General features: G+C 58.4%; 20 protein-coding genes. 2 read left to right on the top strand and 18 right to left on the bottom strand.

Going from position 1 to position 21,574, the window contains the following annotated elements:
• Positions 1–322 precede the first annotated feature (322 nt).
• From dut to DW024_RS08790, 3 genes are read right to left on the bottom strand one after another with little or no spacing between them, the layout of a single operon-like run.
• Positions 323–766: a dUTP diphosphatase gene (gene dut / locus DW024_RS08800; protein ID WP_117877489.1), complete on the bottom strand. Its 444-nt coding sequence runs from the start codon at positions 764–766 to the stop codon at positions 323–325.
• Between the two features lie 4 nt (positions 767–770).
• Positions 771–1,214: a transcriptional regulator NrdR gene (nrdR, locus tag DW024_RS08795; protein ID WP_022093781.1), complete on the bottom strand. Its 444-nt coding sequence runs from the start codon at positions 1,212–1,214 to the stop codon at positions 771–773.
• A gap of 51 nt (positions 1,215–1,265) precedes the next feature.
• Entirely contained in the window at positions 1,266–1,715 is a 450-nt protein-coding gene (locus DW024_RS08790) for a LysM peptidoglycan-binding domain-containing protein (protein ID WP_158567882.1), read from the bottom strand.
• Between the two features lie 163 nt (positions 1,716–1,878).
• Between DW024_RS08790 and lexA the strand changes: the two genes are divergently transcribed.
• Both lexA and DW024_RS08780 read left to right on the top strand, forming a co-directional pair.
• Positions 1,879–2,523 carry a transcriptional repressor LexA gene (lexA, locus tag DW024_RS08785; protein WP_040359862.1) on the top strand — a complete coding sequence of 215 codons (645 nt, stop codon included), beginning with the start codon at positions 1,879–1,881 and terminating at the stop codon, positions 2,521–2,523.
• A 53-nt stretch (positions 2,524–2,576) separates the two neighbouring features.
• On the top strand, positions 2,577–3,227 hold the full coding sequence (locus DW024_RS08780; protein WP_233541367.1) for a heparan-alpha-glucosaminide N-acetyltransferase: 651 nt from the start codon (positions 2,577–2,579) through the stop codon (positions 3,225–3,227).
• Here DW024_RS08780 and hflX read toward each other — a convergent pair.
• From hflX to DW024_RS08705, 15 genes are all read right to left on the bottom strand, one after another.
• Complete coding sequence (hflX, locus tag DW024_RS08775) at positions 3,212–4,501, bottom strand: GTPase HflX (protein WP_118377505.1); 1,290 nt, start codon at positions 4,499–4,501, stop codon at positions 3,212–3,214. The genes DW024_RS08780 and hflX overlap by 16 nt on opposite strands.
• Positions 4,501–5,439 carry a tRNA (adenosine(37)-N6)-dimethylallyltransferase MiaA gene (miaA, locus tag DW024_RS08770; protein ID WP_118377504.1) on the bottom strand — a complete coding sequence of 313 codons (939 nt, stop codon included), beginning with the start codon at positions 5,437–5,439 and terminating at the stop codon, positions 4,501–4,503. Before miaA ends, hflX begins: the two co-directional genes overlap by 1 nt.
• On the bottom strand, positions 5,439–6,809 hold the full coding sequence (miaB, locus tag DW024_RS08765; RefSeq protein WP_118377503.1) for a tRNA (N6-isopentenyl adenosine(37)-C2)-methylthiotransferase MiaB: 1,371 nt from the start codon (positions 6,807–6,809) through the stop codon (positions 5,439–5,441). Before miaB ends, miaA begins: the two co-directional genes overlap by 1 nt.
• 45 nt (positions 6,810–6,854) lie before the next feature.
• Entirely contained in the window at positions 6,855–7,172 is a 318-nt protein-coding gene (locus DW024_RS08760) for a stage V sporulation protein S (protein ID WP_006235982.1), read from the bottom strand.
• Between the two features lie 74 nt (positions 7,173–7,246).
• A complete protein-coding gene (locus DW024_RS08755; protein WP_118377502.1) occupies positions 7,247–8,332 on the bottom strand; it encodes an ATP-binding protein in 1,086 nt (361 codons plus the stop codon).
• Between the two features lies 1 nt (position 8,333).
• Positions 8,334–9,884, bottom strand: a complete 1,551-nt coding sequence (gene rny / locus DW024_RS08750; protein WP_118377501.1) for a ribonuclease Y — start codon at positions 9,882–9,884, stop codon at positions 8,334–8,336.
• 257 nt (positions 9,885–10,141) lie between these two features.
• Entirely contained in the window at positions 10,142–10,834 is a 693-nt protein-coding gene (locus tag DW024_RS08745; RefSeq protein ID WP_117564289.1) for a regulatory protein RecX, read from the bottom strand.
• Positions 10,835–10,845: 11 nt separating this feature from the next.
• Positions 10,846–11,994, bottom strand: a complete 1,149-nt coding sequence (gene recA / locus DW024_RS08740; RefSeq protein ID WP_022094695.1) for a recombinase RecA — start codon at positions 11,992–11,994, stop codon at positions 10,846–10,848.
• A gap of 257 nt (positions 11,995–12,251) precedes the next feature.
• On the bottom strand, positions 12,252–12,782 hold the full coding sequence (locus DW024_RS08735) for a CinA family protein (protein ID WP_118377500.1): 531 nt from the start codon (positions 12,780–12,782) through the stop codon (positions 12,252–12,254).
• 12 nt (positions 12,783–12,794) lie between these two features.
• On the bottom strand, positions 12,795–13,343 hold the full coding sequence (pgsA, locus tag DW024_RS08730; protein WP_229071689.1) for a CDP-diacylglycerol--glycerol-3-phosphate 3-phosphatidyltransferase: 549 nt from the start codon (positions 13,341–13,343) through the stop codon (positions 12,795–12,797).
• Positions 13,344–13,442: 99 nt separating this feature from the next.
• Positions 13,443–14,792: a 30S ribosomal protein S12 methylthiotransferase RimO gene (rimO, locus tag DW024_RS08725; RefSeq protein ID WP_118377499.1), complete on the bottom strand. Its 1,350-nt coding sequence runs from the start codon at positions 14,790–14,792 to the stop codon at positions 13,443–13,445.
• 27 nt (positions 14,793–14,819) lie between these two features.
• Positions 14,820–15,317, bottom strand: coding sequence for a YajQ family cyclic di-GMP-binding protein (locus tag DW024_RS08720; RefSeq protein ID WP_022094699.1), 498 nt, complete (start codon positions 15,315–15,317; stop codon positions 14,820–14,822).
• A 26-nt stretch (positions 15,318–15,343) separates the two neighbouring features.
• Positions 15,344–16,855, bottom strand: a complete 1,512-nt coding sequence (locus DW024_RS08715; RefSeq protein ID WP_118377498.1) for a RodZ family helix-turn-helix domain-containing protein — start codon at positions 16,853–16,855, stop codon at positions 15,344–15,346.
• Positions 16,855–19,638 carry a DNA translocase FtsK gene (locus DW024_RS08710; RefSeq protein ID WP_233541366.1) on the bottom strand — a complete coding sequence of 928 codons (2,784 nt, stop codon included), beginning with the start codon at positions 19,636–19,638 and terminating at the stop codon, positions 16,855–16,857. Before DW024_RS08710 ends, DW024_RS08715 begins: the two co-directional genes overlap by 1 nt.
• Before the next feature lies 1 nt (position 19,639).
• A complete protein-coding gene (locus DW024_RS08705) occupies positions 19,640–21,310 on the bottom strand; it encodes a ribonuclease J (protein ID WP_006235967.1) in 1,671 nt (556 codons plus the stop codon).
• Positions 21,311–21,574 lie beyond the last annotated feature (264 nt).

Genomic DNA, 21,574 nt, shown 5'->3' with positions numbered 1-21,574 from the left:
CGAGGCCGCCTCGATCAATTTGCGAAAGAATCTTGACGGTACCAGCCGCGTTAACGTACCAGCGGCTATACCAGATTCCCCACCAGTAGAATCTGCAAAGGGGAACCAGAAAATATAAATACAGTAAGTCGATGCGACAAAGGAGGCGTCCCTTCATCGCATCGACTTACTAGAAAAGTAAATATTGTTTCAAGCGAGTAGCCGCCCGCCCGGGGCTTACCTATATCGTTCCACGCGCAGTTTCGCAGCGAGCGAAGCGACGCGAGAATGTTTGAGCATGGAATGATATAGGTAAGCCCCGGGCGGGAGGGATACGGGCGCCCTAGGCGATGCCGCTGGAGCCGAAGCCTCCTTTGCCTCGGTCGGTTTCGTCTAGTTCTTCTACTTCTATGAGATTGACCGTGGGGACTTCTTGGATGACGAGTTGGGCTATGCGGTCGCCTTTATTGATTTGAATGTTATTGGAGGGATCCAGGTTGATGAGGATAACCTTGAGTTCTCCTCGGTAGTGAGCGTCGATGAGGCCCGGCGTGTTGACTATAGACAGGCCCTGCTTGATAGCCAAGCCGCTGCGGGGCTGGACGAAGCCGGCGTAGCCATCGGGCAGAGCGATGGCCAGCCCAGTAGAGACCAGACGGCGTTCGAAGGGCTTCAGGACGCAGTCCTCGTTGGAGCGCAAATCCAAGCCAGCATCGGTGGGATGGGCGTATTTGGGAAGCTCAACGGTGGGGTCGAGACGCTTTATGTTGACGGTAATGTTGGACATGGAATCACCTTAGCTTGTCGAGCTCTTGCAGAAACTCATCGACGTCTTTGAAATCACGGTAGACCGAGGCAAAACGGATGTACGCCACCTTGTCGATCTTGGCCAAGCGCTTGAGCACCATGTCACCCAACTCATGGGACGTGACGGCCGTCAGCGTGCGTGAACGCAGCTCGACCTCGATGTCGTCGATAATCTCATTGAGCTTCTTAGTGTCGATATCACGCTTGATGGTGGCGCGCATCAAGCCGACGAGCAGCTTATTGCGATCGAACCGCTGCTTAGTTCCGTCCGACTTAATGACCTCGATTGGGTCTTCACATCGCTCGAACGTTGTAAAGCGGTAGTTACACGAGCAACATTCGCGACGGCGCTTAATGGTGTTATTTGACTCCTGCATACGGGAATCAACGACGCGGGTATGTGCCTTGCCGCATTTGGGACAGCGCATGGAACCTCCTCTTAAACGATAACAAGGGTACCATGCGCAGCGCGATAATGATTACGAACGAGCAGGAACCTTAAGATGCGCACCGGCGGCGAGCGAACCATGCTCCAGATGATTGACGTTACGGATCATGTCGGAAGTCTCTTGCGTGGAAAGGCCTTCGATTGGATATTCCTCGGCAAGCGACCAAAGAGAATCACCAGGCTGAACGCGAATGGTCTCGTAGGTAACGTTGGAAGCGGACTCGGCATACGCGGCATGACGAGCGCTGAAGACCGACGTAGCGAGGACAAAAAAGAGCGTGAGCGCAACGGCGACGGCAACAATCGTCGAGACCTTCAGGGCAGCGGGAGTCGGCGCGGCAACAGCATACTGAGTACGAGCAGACTTTACGGGCAAAGGTTGATAACCGGAACGGCCACCCTTGACAACAGTAAAAGCGGGCGCGGCAGGCGTCTCGAGCTTAAGGGCGAGGTTTCCCTGGACCATATTCGTTGCGTTCATCATGTTCTCCTCTCGCGTGTTTTGCTGAGAACAGTTTTATCAAGCCGCGCGGACAAAAATGTCTGGCGCGAGAACGAATGTTCGGTTATTATTATCTTCGAACAGTTGTTCCTGTCAAGCAAAATTCGAACATTTGTTTGACATGGGTAGAGAGGATGCCCTGATGGCTCGCAAAATTACCAAGCGTCAGCAGCAAATTTACGACTTCATCAAGGAATATCAGCAGGAGAAGGGTTATCCGCCCAGCGTGCGCGAGATGGCTTCTGCCGTGGGCCTTTCCTCCCCCAGCACCGTGCACGCTCATCTCTCTGCCCTGGAGGCGCGCGGGCTACTCAAGCGCGATGCCACCAAACCGCGTGCCCTGGAACTCTTTAACGAAGACGGTTCCTCTGTCTCAATTTCTAAATCTGACGAGCCCACCGCACCTCGCGGGACGGTCTCGCTACCGCTCGTTGGTCGCGTCGCGGCTGGGATCCCCATTCTGGCCGAGCAGAATATCGAAGACACTTTTACTATCCCGACCGAAATCGCCACCGATCAGGGTTCCTTTATCCTTGAGGTACATGGGAGCTCAATGATCAATGTCGGCATCTTCAATGGCGATTACATCATCGTCCGTGAACAAAAGAGTGCCATGAACGGCGAAATTGTCGTGGCCATGATTGATGGTTCAGCGACCGTCAAGACGTTCTACAAGGAGCAGGGACGCGTACGCCTGCAGCCCGAGAACGACACCATGGAACCTATCTATGCAACGAATCCCGTTATCCTGGGCAAAGTCGTCGGCTTGATGCGCCGGTTCTCGTAATGCAAAAACGCATAACCATCTTTGATACCGTCCGCGGGTTTACGATGATTTCTATGGCAGGTTTTCACGCTTGCTATGATCTCGCCTACCTGTACGGCTGGGATATGCCCTGGTTTACCCAGTCAGTCTTTCAAGACATCTGGCGCGCCAGCATCAGCTGGGTATTTTTGTTTATCGCGGGTTGGATGTGCACCCTTTCGCGCAACAATATCAATCGTGCCGCTAAATACGCCTTAGCAGCACTCGTTGTCTGGTTGGCAACAACACTTGTCTCAGTCGACGATTCGGTTAATTTTGGCATCATCTACTGCATGGCCGCATGCACCGGCATCGTGGCGTTGACCGATCCCGTCCTTAAGAAGATAACGGCAAGATGGGGCATGCCCCTATGCCTTGTGTTGTTCGCCATCACCTGGAGCATCCCCAAAACGATCTACCCTGTCCCCTACCTGGCGTGGCTGGGATTTCCGAGCCCTGGGTTTGTCTCAGGTGATTACTACCCCATCATCCCGTTTATCTTTATGTATCTTGCAGGATACTTCGCCGCACACATAGCGCAGAGTATCGATAAGACCGTCCCTAGCTGGACCTACGCCAACCCCCTGCCGGCGCTCGCCAGCCTTGGACGTCACGCTCTCCCCTTTTATCTGCTGCATCAGCCCATCATTCTGGGCATTTTGGAGCTCGTCTACACGGTGCGATAACGCTCGAGCCGCGGTGCAATACGAGCCGGCAACTTCGCCACAATGCGAACGCCGTCCTCGAGATAATCCTCATGCAGAAGGGCTCCCTGCTCATGCACCAGCGTGATGAGAGCGCCCTCGCGATACGGGATATCGGCGGAGAGCAACACATCGGTGGCAGCTGCCTCGCGAGCAATGCGATCGACGAGATCGTCGAGCCCCTCGCCCGTTTGGGCCGAGAACAGAACGGCCTCCGGATAGAGACGACGGAAACTCAATCGATCAACGCTATCGAGAAGATCGATTTTATTGAATACGGTCAGCGTTAAACGCTCTCCGGCGCCGATCTCATCAAGCACGCGGTCGACAGCCTCCAGCTGCCGCTCATAGTCCTCGTCAGACGCATCTACGACTTTGAGAATTAGATCGGCACCCAAAACCTCGGACAGCGTCGATTTAAAGGCATCGACCAGACCATGCGGCAGCTTTTGAATAAAGCCGACGGTATCGGTAATCGTCATGCCGCGACCGCCGGGCAGACGATACGAACGCGTCGTAGGGTCGAGCGTAGCAAACAGCTTGTCCTGCGAAAGTACCGTAGAGCCGGTCAGACGATTGAGCAACGTCGATTTACCGGCATTGGTATAACCGGCTAACGCGACGCGAAACGCCGGGGACTCAATGCGACTCTTGGATTGAACATCGCGACGCTGTTCAACCTGCTTGAGCTCACGACGAAGCGCAGCGATCTTATTACGAATGAGGCGACGGTCGACCTCGAGCTGACTTTCGCCCTGACCAAAACGTGAACCGATGCCGCCGCGCGTCTGCTCCTTGGCGAGATGGCTCCACATGCCACGCAGGCGAGGCAACAAATATTGAAGCTGTGCCAGCTGTACCTGCAGGCGTCCCTCACGCGTCTGAGCATGCAGGCCAAAGATATCCAGGATCAGTGCAGTACGATCGATAATCTTTACCGGCTCGCCCACGGCTTTCTCCAAATAGGATTGCTGCGAGGGGGTCAGGTCGTCGTCAAAAATAACGACATCGGCATCCATGCGATGCACCAGGCCGCACAGCTCCTCTACCTTACCGGAACCGATAAACGATTTAGGATACGGCTTTACCAAACGCTGCGACAAGCGTGCCACGCACTGGGCACCAGCTGTGTGGGCAAGACGCTTCAGCTCATCAAGCGAGCGATCGAGCGGCCATGCATTGTCGCGCCACTCAACACCAACTAAAATGGCACGCTCGGGCTCGGGTGCCGTGGGAACAAGGGGGAAACGGGGCATTAGGCAGCCTCAATACGATGCAGGATATCCTCAACGACCTCATCGATCGTACATTCATCCATATCAAACCACACGATACGGTCATCGCGCTTAAACCACGAAAGCTGACGCTTGGCATAACGACGCGAACGCATCTTAATGAGTTCGCGAGCCTCATCCATGCTCATCACGCCATTGAAAGCATCGATGATCTCTTTATAGCCAATTGCCTGCATCGACGTCAGGGCATCACCCAGCCCCTGGCCCATAAGACCGCGGACCTCATCGACAAGACCCTGCTCAAACATCAGATCGACGCGCAGGTTAATGCGTTCATAGAGCACCTCGCGATTTCGCGTCAGGCCAAACCATAACGCATGATAATGCTCGCGCGGAAAACTAAACTGCGATTTTTGCTGCGCATAGGAAACGCCATCATCGTGCATTTCGAGCGCGCGAATCACACGGCGCACGTTATGGGGATGAATAACAGCAGCCGATTCTGGATCGCGCTCGGCAAGCAGGGCATGCAGTTCTTCCTCGCCAATACGCTCGGCAAGCTCCTGATAGCCCGCACGGCGATCGTCCTCAAGTTCACTCGAGGGAAAGTCCATCTCATCGAGGGCTGCCTTGAGATATAGCCCCGTACCTCCGCAAAAAACCGGCAGGCAACCCGAACCAAGGAGACGTTCAACATGCGCGCGAGCGTCAGCCTGATAAAGCGCAGCAGAATATGCCACACCCGGCTCTACAATGTCGACGAGACGCAGCGGTGCCGTGCACTCATCGGGCGCCATCTTTGCGGTACCGATGTCCATGCCGCGATAGATTTGCATCGCATCGCACGACAGCACTTCGGACGAAAGACGAGCTGCCAAACGGTCGGCAACATCACTCTTACCAACCGCCGTCGGACCGACGATCGCAACGGCGGAAAGACCTGCCCCGGAAGAAACCATTAGCGCGGCTCGCCCACAACGGAACCGGATAAATACCAGGTCTTGGCAACGTCAACGTCAACATCAACGATCTTGCCAACAAGCTGATCGATGCTGTAACCCTCGGGGATAGGCGCATGCACGGTCTGATTCTTGGGACTCTTGCCCAGCAGGACCGCATCGTTCTTTTTACTCGTTCCCTCAATGAGCGCGGGAACCACAGTATGAAGCTCGCCCTGGTTATACTCGTGTGCCGTGGTCTCGATAACCTTAACCAGGCGGTTGAAACGCTCGAGAATAACCTCATGCGGCGTAGGATCGTCAATCTCGGCGGCCGGGGTACCGGCACGCTTGGAATAGATGAAGGTATAGGCCTGAGCATAGCGGACCGTCTCAGCAAGCGAGAGCGTCTGCTCAAAGTCTTCTTCAGTCTCGCCCGGGAAGCCAACGATAATGTCGGTCGAGAGCGCGATATCGGGCATGCGGTTGCGAATGCGATCGACCAGGCCCAGATAGTCCTCGCGTGTATAACGGCGATTCATCTCTTTGAGGATCCGCGTCGAACCTGACTGGACGGCCAGGTGCAGTTGCGGCATTACGGCAGGCGTCTCGGCCATGGCGTCGATGGTCTCGGGCAGCAGGTCCTTAGGATGCGAAGACGTAAAGAAGATACGCTCCACACCCGTATCGCCCACGGCACGCAGCAAATCGGCAAAACGCGGCTTGCCAAACAGATCGCGACCATATGAGTTAACGTTTTGGCCCAGCAGCGTAATCTCACGCACGCCCTGGCGCACCAGACCGGTCACCTCGTCGACAATCTCCTCGAAGGGGCGGCTCTTTTCGCGACCGCGTACGTACGGCACGATGCAATAGGTGCAGAAATTATTGCAGCCTGTCATGATGGGCACCCAGGCGTGATACTGGGTCTCGCGATGCCACGGCATGCTCATGGCGTCCGTATCCTCATGCTCATTGGTGCGGATATGACGCTTACCATCAAGGAACGCCTCGGTAATGAGCTCGGCCACATGTGCAATGGAATGCGTGCCAAAGATGACATTGACGTTATCGACGTTGGTGAGCAGGCCCTCGCCATCGCGCTGCGCGATGCAACCGCCAACGGCAACCACGCGCTTGCCCGAAGGCGAAGGCGGCAGGCTTTTGCAGGAATTGCACTGACCGTACAGGCGAGTATCGGCGGCCTCGCGCACGCAGCACGTCATGAAGACAACGATATCGGCATGCGCGGGATCGAGCGCCATGAGGCAGCCATACGAATCAAGCAGACCGCTCACACGCTCGGAGTCGTGCTGATTCATCTGGCAGCCAAAGGTGCGGATAAAGTAGGTTTTACCGGCAAGAATATCGCGTACGGAACGCTGGTCCATGTGCATAAGTCCTAACGATGGGGAGCAAAACGAGGCAATCAGAAGCTATGCCACAGGCTTAACATCATCCATGACGACGTTATCCATAGCAGCTCGATTGATCTGGTGAACGTAGATAGAAAGGCGGATGGCCGTGCGCGACTCCCCGTTAATGAGGATGTCGGAGAACACGGGCGCGCAGGAAATATCAAAACCGGTTGGAATCAAAAAACCGCGCGCGATAGCAACGGCCTTAATGGCCTGGTTGACGGCACCGGCGCCGACACACTGGATGTTGACGGGTACACCATCCTTGACCATGCCGGCGATGGCGCCGGCAACGGACGCGGGCGATGATTTGCTTGATACCTTCAGGCAATCCATGAAGAAACTCCTGCATTTAAAAGTACGTTTTAACTGCAATAACTGTATCGTACCGAGTGGACTCGGTAAAGGCACTATTCCTCTTTGGCAAGATCAAAGGTCACGGTGATTCGATCACGCGAAACACGGATCTTTGGGTCGCCGCAAAGGTTGAGATAGTACCGGGCAGCAAGGTCATTAAAGTCGCGCTCCACAGCACGCGAAAACTGTGCAATGTCATCCTTGGCAATACGTAGCCCGCGACGATCCTTCGCGAGATCGACAGAAGCCGGCGCATGCGAGGACGAATCACGCTCGCGCAGCAGACGCGCGGCCACACCGCGAACGGGCTTAATCTGCCCCGCCAAAATGCGATGGGCCGTGCGCTCGGACATCTCAAGACCCAAACCCGAACAGATACGGATAAAGTCCTCGGCATCAGAAGCAAGGCCTAAACGATCGACAACCGGAAGCTCGCTCTCGTCATCAATGAACAGGAGACGAGACGTATCAAGCCGGCTTGACGCCTGAGCATAAAGGGTCGCGGCAATCTCAGACGGAGAACCAAGATAGACATCGCAACCACGCAACTCCTCGAGCGCAAACTCACATGCAGCGCGAATAATATTATGCGGACCGCGAGCACAGACATAACGTCCGTCCTCATCCTTGACGGCCTGGGGCCAGCTGGACTGATCGGCACGCTCACTGAGGCGGTCGGCCGCGACGCTCACCTTAAAGGCTGAACCAAGATCGACACCGGACGTGACCACACGGGCCTCATCGGTGTTCTGCTTGATCGAAAACAATGCCATGCCACGACCGTGAACGCCCCAACGGTCCATCTTCATGCTCTCGAGCTTGGAGGTAACGCGGGCATCAAAGATTCGCTCTTGCATATCCTGCGGAACGCCCGAACCGTTATCCAGAAAGACAAGCGTGCGGACGCCGTCTTCCTTGGTCGTGGCGAGATAGACCTTGTCGGCGCCGGCATCGCGAGCATTACGGAGCATTTCGATGACGATATCCTCGACATGCTGAATGTCGTGCTTTGCCTGGCGCCGCTCGGCCTCCGAAACGCGGAGGCGGACATACCCCTCGCCAAGGTTCTCCTCGACGCGAAGGTTGCCCTCCCCCGACATCGACGCGATAAATGAGATGAGCTCGTTCGCGTCGCTCATGTTATTTAGCGATATCGACAGCGCGGCTCTCGCGAATCACGACGACGCGCACCTGACCGGGATACTCCATCTCTTCCTCGATCTGATGGGCGATATCGTGAGCCAGGACCGTGGACTGGGCATCGGAGATCTTGTCCGGCTGAACCATGACGTGGACCTCGCGACCAGCCTGCATGGCATAGGTGCGCTCGACGCCGTCATGGGAGTTGGCGATCTCCTCGAGCTTCTCAAGACGCTTGATGTAGTTCTCGGCAGACTCGCGACGGGCACCGGGGCGAGAGGCAGAGACAGCATCGGCGGCCTGCACCAGGACATCGAGCACCGTGTTGGGGTCGACATCGGCATGGTGAGCCTCGATAGCGTGGACGATAACGGGCTTCTCGCCATAACGGCGGGCCAGCTCGGCGCCGATGACGGCATGCGGGCCCTCGACGTCATGGTCGATTGCCTTGCCCAGGTCGTGCAGCAGGCCGGCGCGCTTGGCAGTCACAACGTCCAGGCCAAGCTCGGAAGCCATCACGCCGCACAGATCAGAGACCTCGAGGGAGTGCTGAAGTACGTTCTGACCAAACGAGGTACGGTAGCGCAGGGCACCAAGGGTCTTGACGATCTCGGGGTGCAGGTCGTGGATGCCGGTATCGAAGGCAGCCTGCTCGCCAGCCTCGCGCACGCGCTGCTGAACCAGGTCGGCGGCCTTGTGATACATCTCCTCGATACGGGCAGGGTGAATGCGGCCGTCGGCGATGAGGTTCTCGAGGGCGACACGGGCGGTCTCACGACGGACCGGGTCGAAGCTCGAAAGAACGACGGTCTCGGGCGTGTCGTCGATCACGAGGTTGACGCCGGAAACCTGCTCGAAGGTCCGGATGTTGCGACCCTCGCGACCGATGATACGGCCCTTGAGGTCATCAGAGGGAATGTGCACGGAGGTAACGGTGACCTCGGCAGTGTGGTCGGCAGCGCAGCGCTGAATCGCCAGAGACAGAATTTCCTGGGCGGTCTTGTGGCACTCGGCGCGAACCTGCTGCTCGGACTCGCGAATGATCGTGGCGGCCTCGTGGGTGACCTCGCCGCGAACCTTATTGAGGAGCTCCTTGTGGGCGTCCTCGCGGGTAAGGTCGGCGATACGCTCGAGCTCGGAGGTCTGCTTTGCGCAGAGCTCCTCGAGCTCACGGGAGCGCTTCTCGACCTGACCGGCCTGGCTGGACAGCTGATGCTCGCGCTTGTCGAGAGCGTCGTTGCGGCGATCGAGGGATTCCTCGCGCTGCATCACGCGGTTCTCGAGCGTACGAATCTCGTTCTTACGCTGCTTGTCCTCGGCCTCGGCGGCCTGCTTGTTCTTGATGATCTCCTCTTTAGCCTCGAGCAGAGCCTCTTTTTTGAGGGTCTCGGCCTGACGCTTGGCATCACCGATCAGGGACTCAGCCTGTGCGTGTGCCGACTGGATTTTTTCGTCGGCCTCGTGAAGACTACCCTGCTTGGCGGTGCGCATGTAGGCAATGGCGGCGATGGCACCCAAAACGATGCCAACGAGCGCTGCGATGATAGGCATGCTCACTCCTTTTTATGGATTCGTTACACAACAAAGCGAACCGTCCTTACGAACGGCTCGCGACATTTGAGTAATATGGGCGCAGCTTATGCGGGTCGGATACAGATAAACATATAAACAAACTCATCACAGATGAGCACATATCACAAAGCAAATGACAGTGTTTATCGTACGTTGAACCACAACAACTGTCAAATAAATGGCCCCAGCACGGCGGCTAAAACGCGGTGAACGGCAGGGCCACAAAACGCATACGCCTAAACCGCACATTCCTCACGTTCGGCATCGAGACGTGCCTTAACGGCATCGGCGGCGATGTGATACGAGAAGCCCTTGCCCATCAAAAACCGAACCAGTTTTTCGAATCCGCGCGTCTCTGGAACACGCCGCTTGGCGAGCAGGGCTGACGCACGCGCCAAATCGTCTTCGACGGCAAAATAATCCTCCGGATAACCGGGAATGTCATCGAGCACGACATGACGGCGCTTGAGCTCGGTCTCGATTTTACGCTGTCCCCAACCGCGCCGCTTGCGTTCCTCGATAAAGTACGAGCAAAAGCGGTTCTCGTCTAAAAAGCGATACTCGGTGGCGCGCTCGACGGCGAAATCGATCGCGGGCTGGCGAAAGCCGTAGCGTGCCAACTTGTCACAGACCTCACCCGTCGCATGGTCGCGTCGCGATAGCATCTCGGTCACCATGGTAAGTGCACATTTACGCTCGATGAGCTGCACCGCTTCACGAAAGTTATCCCAATCACAGGGAAGATCGGGGCGATTTTTGACATACAGGCGCGCGACCCGCACGGGAATCCAAATGGACCGCTCAAAACCGCCCTCAAGCTCACAATCGATATGTGCGCAAGGCTTTTTGGACGCATACCCGCTCGAGAACGAGGAGGCCGCCTTCTTATCGGGAAAGACGACCGTGGCCTCGGTCACCGTATACGACATGAGCGTAACCGCTACTCGTCGTCATCATCGAGCATGGCGGAACCATCGATGGCGTAAAGCTCGTCAAACTCCTCAGGCGCAGGCTGATCGGTCAGCTCGACCTCGGACGGAGCATCGTCGTCAAACTCAAGCCCGCAGGCAAGGCGGACCTTATGCTCAATCTCGTCGGCGCAATCGGGGTGTTCGCGCAGGAACGCCTTGGCGGCCTCGCGACCGTTGCCGAGCTTGTCCTCGCCATAGGCAAACCAGGAGCCCATCTTCTTGCAAATGCCGCACTCGACAGCCATGTCCAGAATCGAGCCCTCCTTAGAGATGCCCGTACCGTACATGATGTCGAACTCAGCAGAACGGAACGGAGCTGCCACCTTGTTCTTAACGACCTTGGCGCGCACGCGGTTACCGATAACCTCATCCTTAAGCTTAATGCTGTCGATGCGGCGAATGTCGATACGCACCGAAGAGAAGAACTTAAGGGCGCGGCCGCCCGTCGTGGTCTCGGGGTTGCCGAACATGACGCCGATCTTCTCTCGCAGCTGGTTAATGAAGATGCATGTCGTGTTGGACTTGGACAGCGAGCCGGCGAGCTTGCGGAGCGCCTGACTCATCAGACGAGCTTGCAATCCGACCGTGGTATCGCCGATCTCTCCCTCGATCTCGGCACGCGGGGTCAGCGCGGCGACGGAGTCGACGACGATGGCATCGATGGCGCCGGAACGCACGAGCATGTCAACAATCTCGAGCGCCTGCTCACCCGTATCAGGCTGGGAAATCAGTACCTCGTCGATATCCACGCCAATGCGCGCGGCATACGTGGGATCGAGCGCGTGCTCGGCATCGATAAATGCCACCACGCCACCCATTGCCTGGGCTTCGGCCAGGATCTCGAGCGAAAGCGTCGTCTTACCGGAGGACTCAGGACCGTAAATCTCGACGATACGGCCGCGCGGCACACCGCCGATACCCAGAGCGGCATCGAGTGCCAGAGCGCCCGTGGGGATGGCCTCGACCTCAAGCTCGGGGCCGCCGTCACCATACCTCATGATGGAGCCTTGACCGAACTTCTTCTCGATCTCGGCCTTGGTGGTGGCGATCATCTCATCGCGCTCTTTACCCGTCGTGCGAGCATGAACGGTACGTACGGGACCTGAATTCTTGGCCATGAATAGCCCTCCTCTTAACAACCTGCATCGATAATAAACGAACGGCTGTTCGTGGTCAACCGTTCAGGCCAATCATATGCAGGCAGTCTTTCCAAAACCCAACCAAACGCCGACCAAACACTGACCAAATGCTTGACCACAAAGGGGCAAATAAGAACAAGAAAGGCAAAAATACACCTATGACCAGCGCAAACGCTAAATTCGTCAGGGGTCCCTATCTCCACATTTAAGGGGCCCGAAGGCCCCTTAAAACACGTCTATTCCATAGAGTTAAGCACAAGGGCAATGCGTCCCAATGCCTCCGCGACCGCATGGGCACGAATACACGAACGGTCGCCCTCATAGTGGCAGCGCACAGAGTCCGCGACCGGCACTTCCCCATCAGCCGCGCGATACGCCCAGCCAATATAGAAAGTGCCAGCCGGATCGTCCTCAGTGCCGCCGCCGGGGCCGGCATAACCCGTTGCGCTCACTGCAATATCGCTCTGGTACAGCTCCAGCGAACGCGCCGCCATCTCGCGCGCGGTCTGATGCGACACCGCGGTATAGCGGTCGAGCGTCTCCTGATCAACAACCAAAACGCGATGCTTGATCTCATCGCAGTAGGTCACCGCACCGCCACGCAGCACCGCCGAGGCGCCCGGGATATCGGCAATCGTCGAGGCGATCATACCTGCTGTCAGCGACTCAGCCGTCGAAACCGTCACGCCCCGAGCGCTCGCGCGCTCGACAATATGACGCGCCAGCTCCTCGTTATGTGCGGAAATCTGCTCAAAAGAGTCCGTCATACCCACTAGGACCTAGACCGAAAAGACGATCTTGCGGCAGTTCCAGAAGTACTGGGCGCCCGAGATAACGGTCAGGACAACGGCAACGGCGTACAGGAAGCGCGACACCGAGTAGATGCCGAGCGTCAGCGCCAGCGGGCCAAGGTGCAAGCCGGCCATCGCAAAGACGCACAGGTAACCGCAGATGGAGACCATCGTGGTCGCCGTCTTGTACTTGCCAAGCTTATCGGCGGCAACGACCACGCCGGCGGCACTCGCAACCATGCGCAGGGCGCTTACCAGCAGCTCGCGGAACAAGATGATGAACACGGACCAAACCGACACGGCACCAAAGTCCAAGAATAGCAGCAGGGCCGAGAATACGAGCAGCTTGTCGGCGATGGGGTCCAAGAATTTACCGAAGTCGGTAATCTCGTTGCGCGAGCGCGCCAGGTAGCCGTCAACCTTATCGGTGCACGACAGGATGACGTACAGAATGAAGGCAGCGGCGGCGAGCGGGCCGTCGAAGGTGCTCCAATCTGTACCGGCAACACTCGTGTGAGAAAGCGCCGACACAATCATGAACACCGGGATAAAGACGATGCGAACGCACGTCACGATGTTGGCGGGCGTCCAAACACTCGTCAGTTCCTTATTGCTCTCGTTTGCCACGACGCTCTCCTACTCCACAACATGGCCGATAAGCTCATAGCAGAAGCTATCGGTAAACTCGACCGTCAGAATATCGCCCACAGATGCCTCGCTGGCATCCAGATGCACCGCGCCATCGGAATCAGGCGCCTGGAACCAGGCATGTCCGATCAGCTCGGCGCCGTCCTCGGTCTCTTCGATACCGTCGACAATCACCTGGGCGCGCTCGCCCACATGTGCGGCAGTTGCAGCAAAACCGAGCGACTCGGCCAGGTCCATGGCCTCCTGGGCGCGCTCGAGCTTGACCTCTTCGTCGACCTGGCCCTCCATCTTGGCGGCCAGGCTGCCCTCCTCCTGCGAGTAGGCAAAGACGCTCGTGTAGTCGAAGCCGACGGTGTCCATAAAGTCGATAAGGTCGCGGAACTCGTCGTCGGTCTCGGTCGGGAAGCCGACCATGGCCGTGGAACGGATCACGATGCCGGGGATGCGCTCACGCAGATCGCGGAACAGGTCCTCGAGCTCCTGGCGCGAACCAGAACGGCGCATAGCCTTGAGGATGCGCGCGTCGCAGTGCTGCACGGGGATATCGATATAGGGCAGCACCTCGGGCGTATCACGAATGGTCTCAATGAGCTCGTCAGTCATGCCCTCGGGCTGCAGGTAGAGCACACGGACCCAGACGTTCTGCGGACGCACGGCCTCGGCGACGGCGCGCAGCAGCTGCGCCAGATTGCGCGGCGAGCCATCGGTGACGTCTTCGTCGGCAAAGTCGGTGCCCCAAATACCCGTGTCCTGGCCGATCAGCACGATCTCGCGCACACCGCCGGCAACCAGGTCGCGTACCTCGGAGATAATGCTCTCGGCATTGCGCGAATGATAGCGACCGCGAATATAGGGGATCATGCAGAAGCTGCAGAAACGGTTGCAGCCATCGGAAATCTTGACGTAAGCAACGGCGCCCTCGACAGTGCGCTTGACTTGCGGAATATAGGCAGCGATCTCACGCTCGACACCCAGCACGCCATCGATGACCGCCACGATGCCGTCCTCCTCGTCGGCCTTCACAAAGGCAGCGACCTCGGGCAGTTCATCGGGCAGGTCGTCGCCATAGCGCGACGGCACACAGCCGCACATGACGATGGGACAAGAACGAACGCCGTCCTGAACCTCGTTGGCGAGCTCGAGCGTGGTCTCGATGCTCTCGGACGTTGCGGAGGCGAGGAACGAGCATGTATTGACGATGGCGATATCGGCATCCTGTGGGTCGAATGCCTCCTCGTAGCCCGCGGCGGTCAAAAGAGAACGCATGCGGTCGGTGTCAACCTCGTTCTTAGCGCACCCGAGGGTGATGTAGAGCACGGAGCCCAACGGTGTATCCATGTTGGAGAGCAGTCCTTTCGAATGATATTAGCGGTAGTTGGTGAACTGCAGCGGCTGGCCGTAGTCCTGGTCGCGCAGGAACTGAATCACGGTCTGCAACGCGTCCTTCGAAGCAGAGGAAACACGCAGCTTGTCAGCTTCGATGGTCACCTTGACCTTGAGCTTTTGGTCCTTGATGTCCTTGTTGATCTTCTTGGCGGTCGCCTGGTCGATACCCTCGACGATATGGCCGAGCACGCGCACGGTGCCGCCCGATGCCGCCTGCGGAGCATCCCACGAAACAGCCTTGAGGTCGATACCGCGCTTGATGAGCTTGGAGCTCAGGACATCGATGATCTGCTTGGAGACAAAGTCGGCCGGGGCGTTGATCGTAAAGAGCTTGTCGCCCTTCGAAAGCTCAATCGTGGCGCCGGAATCCTTCAGGTCATAGCGCTGGGAAATCTCGCGCGTGGTCTGCTGGAAGGCGTTGTCGACCTCTTGCATATTGACCTCGGACACGACGTCGAAGCTGGAATCTTTAGCCATGATGTTTCCTTTCGCGTACGAGCGGCTTAATAGCTATCGTACGAATAGTCGGTAGAATCGGTGGGCGTCTGACCGTCAGTTGCGGCATCGGCGCCATCCGTGGACTGGGCATCGGTGCCGTCGGTGGTATCGGTACCGTCGGTGGTGTCGGCACCATCAGAACTTTCACCATTCTCGGAATCGGTCGTCTCCTTCTTGGGAACGGTGATCGTCACACGCGCCACGCCCGAAGTCTTGGTATCGTAACGGACCTTTTCGCCATTCTTGGTAACGGTGACATCGGAAGGCTTGGACGTGGTGATCTCGATCGAGGACTCGGGCGTGTACTCCTGCTCAAAGGGGCCAGTCGCCTGGGCGCCATAGACCGACTTTCCGTCGACCTTGACCTCAATCCACGCGGTCTTTCCCTTGGCAACGGAGACCTTGACCTTCGTTGCCTCGTTCTCTTCCTTTTTAGCCGTCGTCTTGGTGGCGTCCGAACCGGTCGACTCATCCGTCGCCTCATCGGTGTCTTCGTCCTCGTCGACCGTTTCGGTCTTCTTAGAAGACTTCTTGGTCGTCGTCTTGGTAACAGCGGGCGTCTCGGGCGTGGTCTCGGGCGTCGAAGATGCGCAGCCGCGCAGAAGTACCACGATGAGCACGATCAGCAGCAACGCCACGGCACCGATACCGGCGTAGACGATACGCGGATCGAGCCCGTTGTTTTGAGGAGCACGGGAACCGCCGCGTCCACGACTGGAACTGCTGCGGCCGCCTCCCTGAGGCATACGGCCACGATTGCTATCGGAACGGCCGCAATAGCCACCCTGGCCCTGAAGGCTGCGCTGACCCGAGCGGGGCGCAAGTTCACCGCGGCCTTGATAGCCACGCTGGCCCGCACGCGGAGCCGAAGAGCGCTGGCCATACGGCTGTGGTTGAGAGCGAAGACGCGGCGTCACCTGCGTGGTATCGGCGTCCGCATAGCCACTGCGAGAGCGTCCGGTGGAGATACCACGGTGACCGCGATCGGAATAGCCGCCGTCGCCGTAGCCGGCACGAGGGTCACGCGCCACGCCGCGGGCAGCGGGAAGTGCACGGTCCTCGGGCATCGGCGTACTGCGGAACCGGTCACGCTGCGAGCGAATCTCCTCGCCCGAACCCGTCTCGGTGATATAACCGGCCTGCTGAGGACGCTGTCCATAGCGAGTCGAACGACCGCCCTGAACCATCAGGAAGCGCCCGTTATCGACAGAGGAACGCGAATTGACGTAGCCGGCGGCGTCCTGGAAACGACCGCCCTGCTGCGACGTCTCGCGTTCGTATGCCATCAGTTCGTCAAAGTAGGCATTGACGACCTCGCGCGGATTGAGGCCCAAAAAACGAGCATAGCTCGAAATCATGCCCTGCGCATAGCCGCGCGGCGGCATCGAAGCAAAGTTACCGGTCTCGAAAAACTCGATGATCTGCGGCCTGATTTTGATGGTGTTGGCGACCTGCTGAATGGAAAGGCCCATTCGGCGACGCTGCTCGAGCAGCATGTCACCAAAGCGTGCAGCCATCAGAATCCTCCAAACTCACGATCTTCACGTGCCATCTCGGCGTCGACAGATTCCAGCGCGGCAAGCCCCTCCTCGTCCAACAGGACCTCGCGCGGCTTGGAACCGTCGGGCGGGCCGACGACACCCTTTTCTTCCAGCATGTCCATAATACGCCCGGCACGCGCATAGCCAACCTTCAGGCGGCGTTGCAGGCCAGATGTGGAGCCCAGCTGCGATTCCACCACAATATGGGCGGCTTCCCAAATGAGCGGATCATCGTCTTGCGGCTCGGCGACTCCGGTGCGGACAATGCCGCCGCCACCAGCCATGGACATGGAAGCGGGCGCCACGGCGGACAGAATCTCCTCGTGGTAGTCGGGCTCGCTCTGCGACTTGACGAACTCGACAATCTCGTTGATTTCGTCGTCCGAGACAAAGCAGCCCTGGATACGGCGGGGCTTGCCCCAGTCGACCTTGGAGAACAGCATGTCGCCCAAACCGGTGAGCTTCTCGGCGCCCATCTGGTCGATGATGACGCGCGAGTCGATGCCCGTGGCGACGTTAAAGGCGATGCGGTTGGTGATGTTGGCCTTGATGAGGCCCGTCACCACGTTGGAGCTGGGGCGCTGCGTGGCCACGATAAGATGAATACCGGCGGCACGGCCCAGCTGTGCAATACGCACGATCGAGGCCTCGACATCCTTACCGGCGACCATCATCAGGTCCGAAAGCTCGTCGATGATGATGACCAGGTAGGGCATCTTTTGCGGCGGGCTGTCGTAATGCTCAAACTCGCCGGCGGCCTGCTTTTCATTGTAGGTCGAGATCTTACGCACGTTGAGACGCTCGAAAACCTTCAGGCGACGCTCCATCTCGGACACAGCCCATTGCAGAGCGCTCGCGGCCTGCTTAGGCTCGGTCACCACGGGCACATAGAGATGCGGCAGACCGTTATAGCCCGCAAGCTCGACGCGCTTGGGGTCGACCATAATCAGGCGAACGTCCTCGGGAAGAGCGCGCATGAGCAGAGTCGTGATGATGGAGTTGATCATGACCGACTTACCGGAACCCGTGGTACCGGCGATCAGCAGGTGGGGCATCTTTGCGAGGTCGGCGACGACCGGCGTGCCCTCGGCGTCACGGCCGATAGCGAGCTCGAGCGGACCGCCCTTCACATAGGGCAGCACGTCGCCCAGATTGACGTTCTGGCGCTTGCGGTTGGGAATCTCGATGCCCACGAGCGAGGTGCCGGGGATCGGGGCAAAGATACGCACCGACTGGGCAGCGAGCGAAAGCGCGATATCGTCCTCGAGGCTCGAGATTTTGCTCACACGCTCGCCCTCACCGGGCTGCAGCTTAAAGGTCGTCACCGTGGGGCCGGCGATCCAGCCGACCACGCGGGCACTGCGACCAAACTCAAGCAAGGTGGATTGCAGTGACTCAGCGGTCTGCTCCAGCTCCTTGTCCGAAGACGCAGCGGAAGCCGACTGCGGGTTGGCATGCAGGATTTCGAGCGGCGGAAGCTTGAGGCCGTCCTCTTCTTCGCCCTCGGCGTCAGTTGCGGTGTCGCTCGCTCCCCCATTGTCAGCCGCAGCAGGAGCGGCAGAGGCCGTAGAGGTTGAGGCGTCAGCGACCTTGGGGTGCTTCAGGAAGTCGGGGATCTGGGGGGCGGCCGAGACGGGATTCACGGAAAACGGCGGCTCGGACTCGTCAACCTTGTCCGGATCGTCCTCCATCGAAAGCTGTCCGGTGACCTGGCCGCGCTTTGCATGGCGACGCGGCAGCAAAGTTGTCTTTGCGGTCTCAATCGGAGCCTCGTCGTCCTCGTCATCGCCCTCGGTGAGCTCAATCTCGCTATCGGACCAAGACGGGTCGGGCTCACTCGTATTGAGCTTAGGCGCAGTCTTGCCCTTCTTGGCATGACGGCGCGGCAGCAGCGTGGTCTTGGCCCGCTCGGCATCCACGGCCTCAGACACGTCGACAAACGGATCCTCATCCTCGTCGTCATCGTCCAAAACCGGGTCCGCATCGTTGCCCATGACCGTGGTCATGGCAGCATCGGAACTCTTTTGGCGCAGAATGCTCAGATGCGGACGGGCGGCACCAGGCACCGACAGGGCCTCATCGTCACCCCACGGGCTGGCGTTGACATCGGCACGACGGCGTTCGGCAAAATCTGCCGCACGATCGCGGGCAGAGCGCAGCACGCCACCCACCGAAAAGCCAATGATAACCAGGCCCACGACGACAAGGCCCAGCAGAACTACCATCGCAATAGGCTTACCCAGGGCATTCTGCAGCGCACTCGCAATAAACGCACCGATGTAGCCACCCGAAGCGGACAGATTTTGCGGCGTAAACATAAGGTCGCACGAATCGCTCGTGCCCGGCACCATCAGCGAAAGAATGGAGACGACGGCGATAAAGACCACGGCGCCGCCCGCAACAGAGCGCACGTTGAGCGGCGAGTCCTCACCCAAAAAGAGCGTGGCGGCAAACAGCAAGATGACGATCGGCAGCACGTAGGCGCCTAGACCAAAGCCAAGGTGGTAGAAACCGGCAACCGCAGCCGTCACGGGCGCTGTTGCCGGAGAGATCACGGCAATGAAGGACGCGATCGCCAAAACGGCAATGACCACGCCGGCGATATCGCGGTTGGCCGAGGGCTCGACCAAGGGCTCAAACTCATCAAACTCGGACTCGTGGCCCTTATTGGCACGCAGATGGGAACCGGCACCCTTAGCAGATGCCGGTTGGTTATTGGCCTTATTGCCTTTGGCGTTTTGTGCAGATCCGCGCGCCAAACTAAACCTCCATGACGACCGGGATGATCATCGGGCGAGTGCGCGTACGGCTCCAGATAAAGTTGGAGAGCGAGTCGCGCACGGCCTTGCGAATGGCGTCGGAACCGCTGCTGGTAAAGCTGAACTTGCCCTTCTCGATCGTCTTCATGATGGACGCGGAGGCATCCTCGGAGAACTGGTCGTCGATGGCAAACGAAACGCCGCGGCCCGAGAACTCGATGGCCTCGATCTTCTTGTGCTTGAGCGAGACGATGGCGACAGCCGTAACCATACCGTCGTTGGCGAGCTTCTGGCGATCGCGCAGGACGATGGGGTCGGTATCGCCGATGCGCAGACCGTCGACGTAGACGACGCCGGACTCGACGGGCGTGCCGCGCTTGACGATACCACCGCGCATCTCGAGCGTGTCGCCGTTATCGAGGATAAAGATATGATCGTCCTTGATGCCCATCTTGCGGGCCAGCTGGGCATGGGCGCGCAGATGCACGGCCTCACCGTGAACCGGCATAAAGTACGTGGGCTTGGCCATGGCCATCAGGAGCTTGAGCTCCTCCTGGCTACCGTGACCCGAGACGTGGACGAGAGCGCGGTTCTTATCCCACACGTCGCAGCCGAGCTTGGCAAGGCTGTTGACGACCTGCTGGACGGCTTTCTCATTGCCGGGAACAGGAGTTGCCGAGAGGATAACGGTATCGCCCTCGTGGATGGAGAGCGTCTTGTGCTCGCCATTGGCCATGCGGGACAGGGCCGACAGCGGCTCGCCCTGCGAACCGGTGCACATGACGACAATCTTGTCGTCGGGCAGGTTATCAATGTCGAAGGCATCGATGATATCAGCGTCATCGATGTTGAGGTAGCCCAGCTCGCGCGCCACGCGGGTGTTAGTGAGCATGGAGCGACCGGTCACGACGACCTTACGGCCGCACTTGCGGGCGGCATCGCAGATCTGCTGCAAACGATGGATGTGGCTCGAGAACGACGCGACGAACACGCGACCCGGGGCGTTCTTGATGGCGTGCAGCAGGTTGGGACCAACCTCGGCCTCGGACTTGGTAAAGCCGGGAACCGTGGCGTTGGTAGAGTCGGAAAGCAACAGGTCGATGCCCTGCTTGGCAAAGCGGCTGATAGCGGCATAGTCGGGCGTGACGCCGTCGATGGGCGTCTGGTCAAGCTTAAAGTCACCCGTGTGCATAACGGTGCCCTGATTGGTGCGGATGAACACGCCCAGAGCGCCGGGGATGGAGTGCGTCATCGAGAAGAAGTCGAGCGAGATGCCGCCGAGGTTGACATGGCTGCCGCCCTTGACCTCGCGGAACTTGGGTGCGCGGATGCGGAACTCAGAAAGCTTGCCCTCGATAAAGCCAAGCGTCAGCTTGCTCGAGAAGATGGGCACCTTATTGTTGAGGTCCTGCAGCAGATACGGAAGCGAACCGGTGTGGTCCTCGTGGCCGTGAGTGACGACGATACCGCGGAGCTTCTCCTCGTTCTCCAAAACATAGGTGTAGTCGGGAAGCACCAGATCGATACCAGGCTGGGAGTCATCCGGGAACATGAGGCCGGCGTCGACGAGCACCATGTCGTCGCCGCACTCGAAGACCGTCATATTCTTACCGATGCCGTCAAGGCCGCCAAGCGGGATGATCTTCAAGGGAGATGATTTTTTAGCTGCCATAGGTGAGTGTGGTTTCCTTTCTTCGAAACGGGTCTGGAACAACCGACGGGGCGCTTCTGGCAAACCGACCGCCGGGAACGTACAAACATGCATCACGGAGTCGATGCAATAACCACAGTATGATACCCATTTGCACAACAACAGACCACCCATGCATCAAAGCCCCATCTGAACCCGTCTATCCCGCCGGTTCCCCGCGAGGGCGGGCACGGATGAAGTTTCCTGCTCTACAGTCCTGCTCACGACGGAGGCCACATTAAGTGG

This window comes from Collinsella sp. AF37-9 (assembly GCF_003475115.1).
Classification (GTDB): Bacteria; Actinomycetota; Coriobacteriia; order Coriobacteriales; family Coriobacteriaceae; genus Collinsella.
This window is presented reverse-complemented; position numbering and strand designations above follow the sequence as displayed.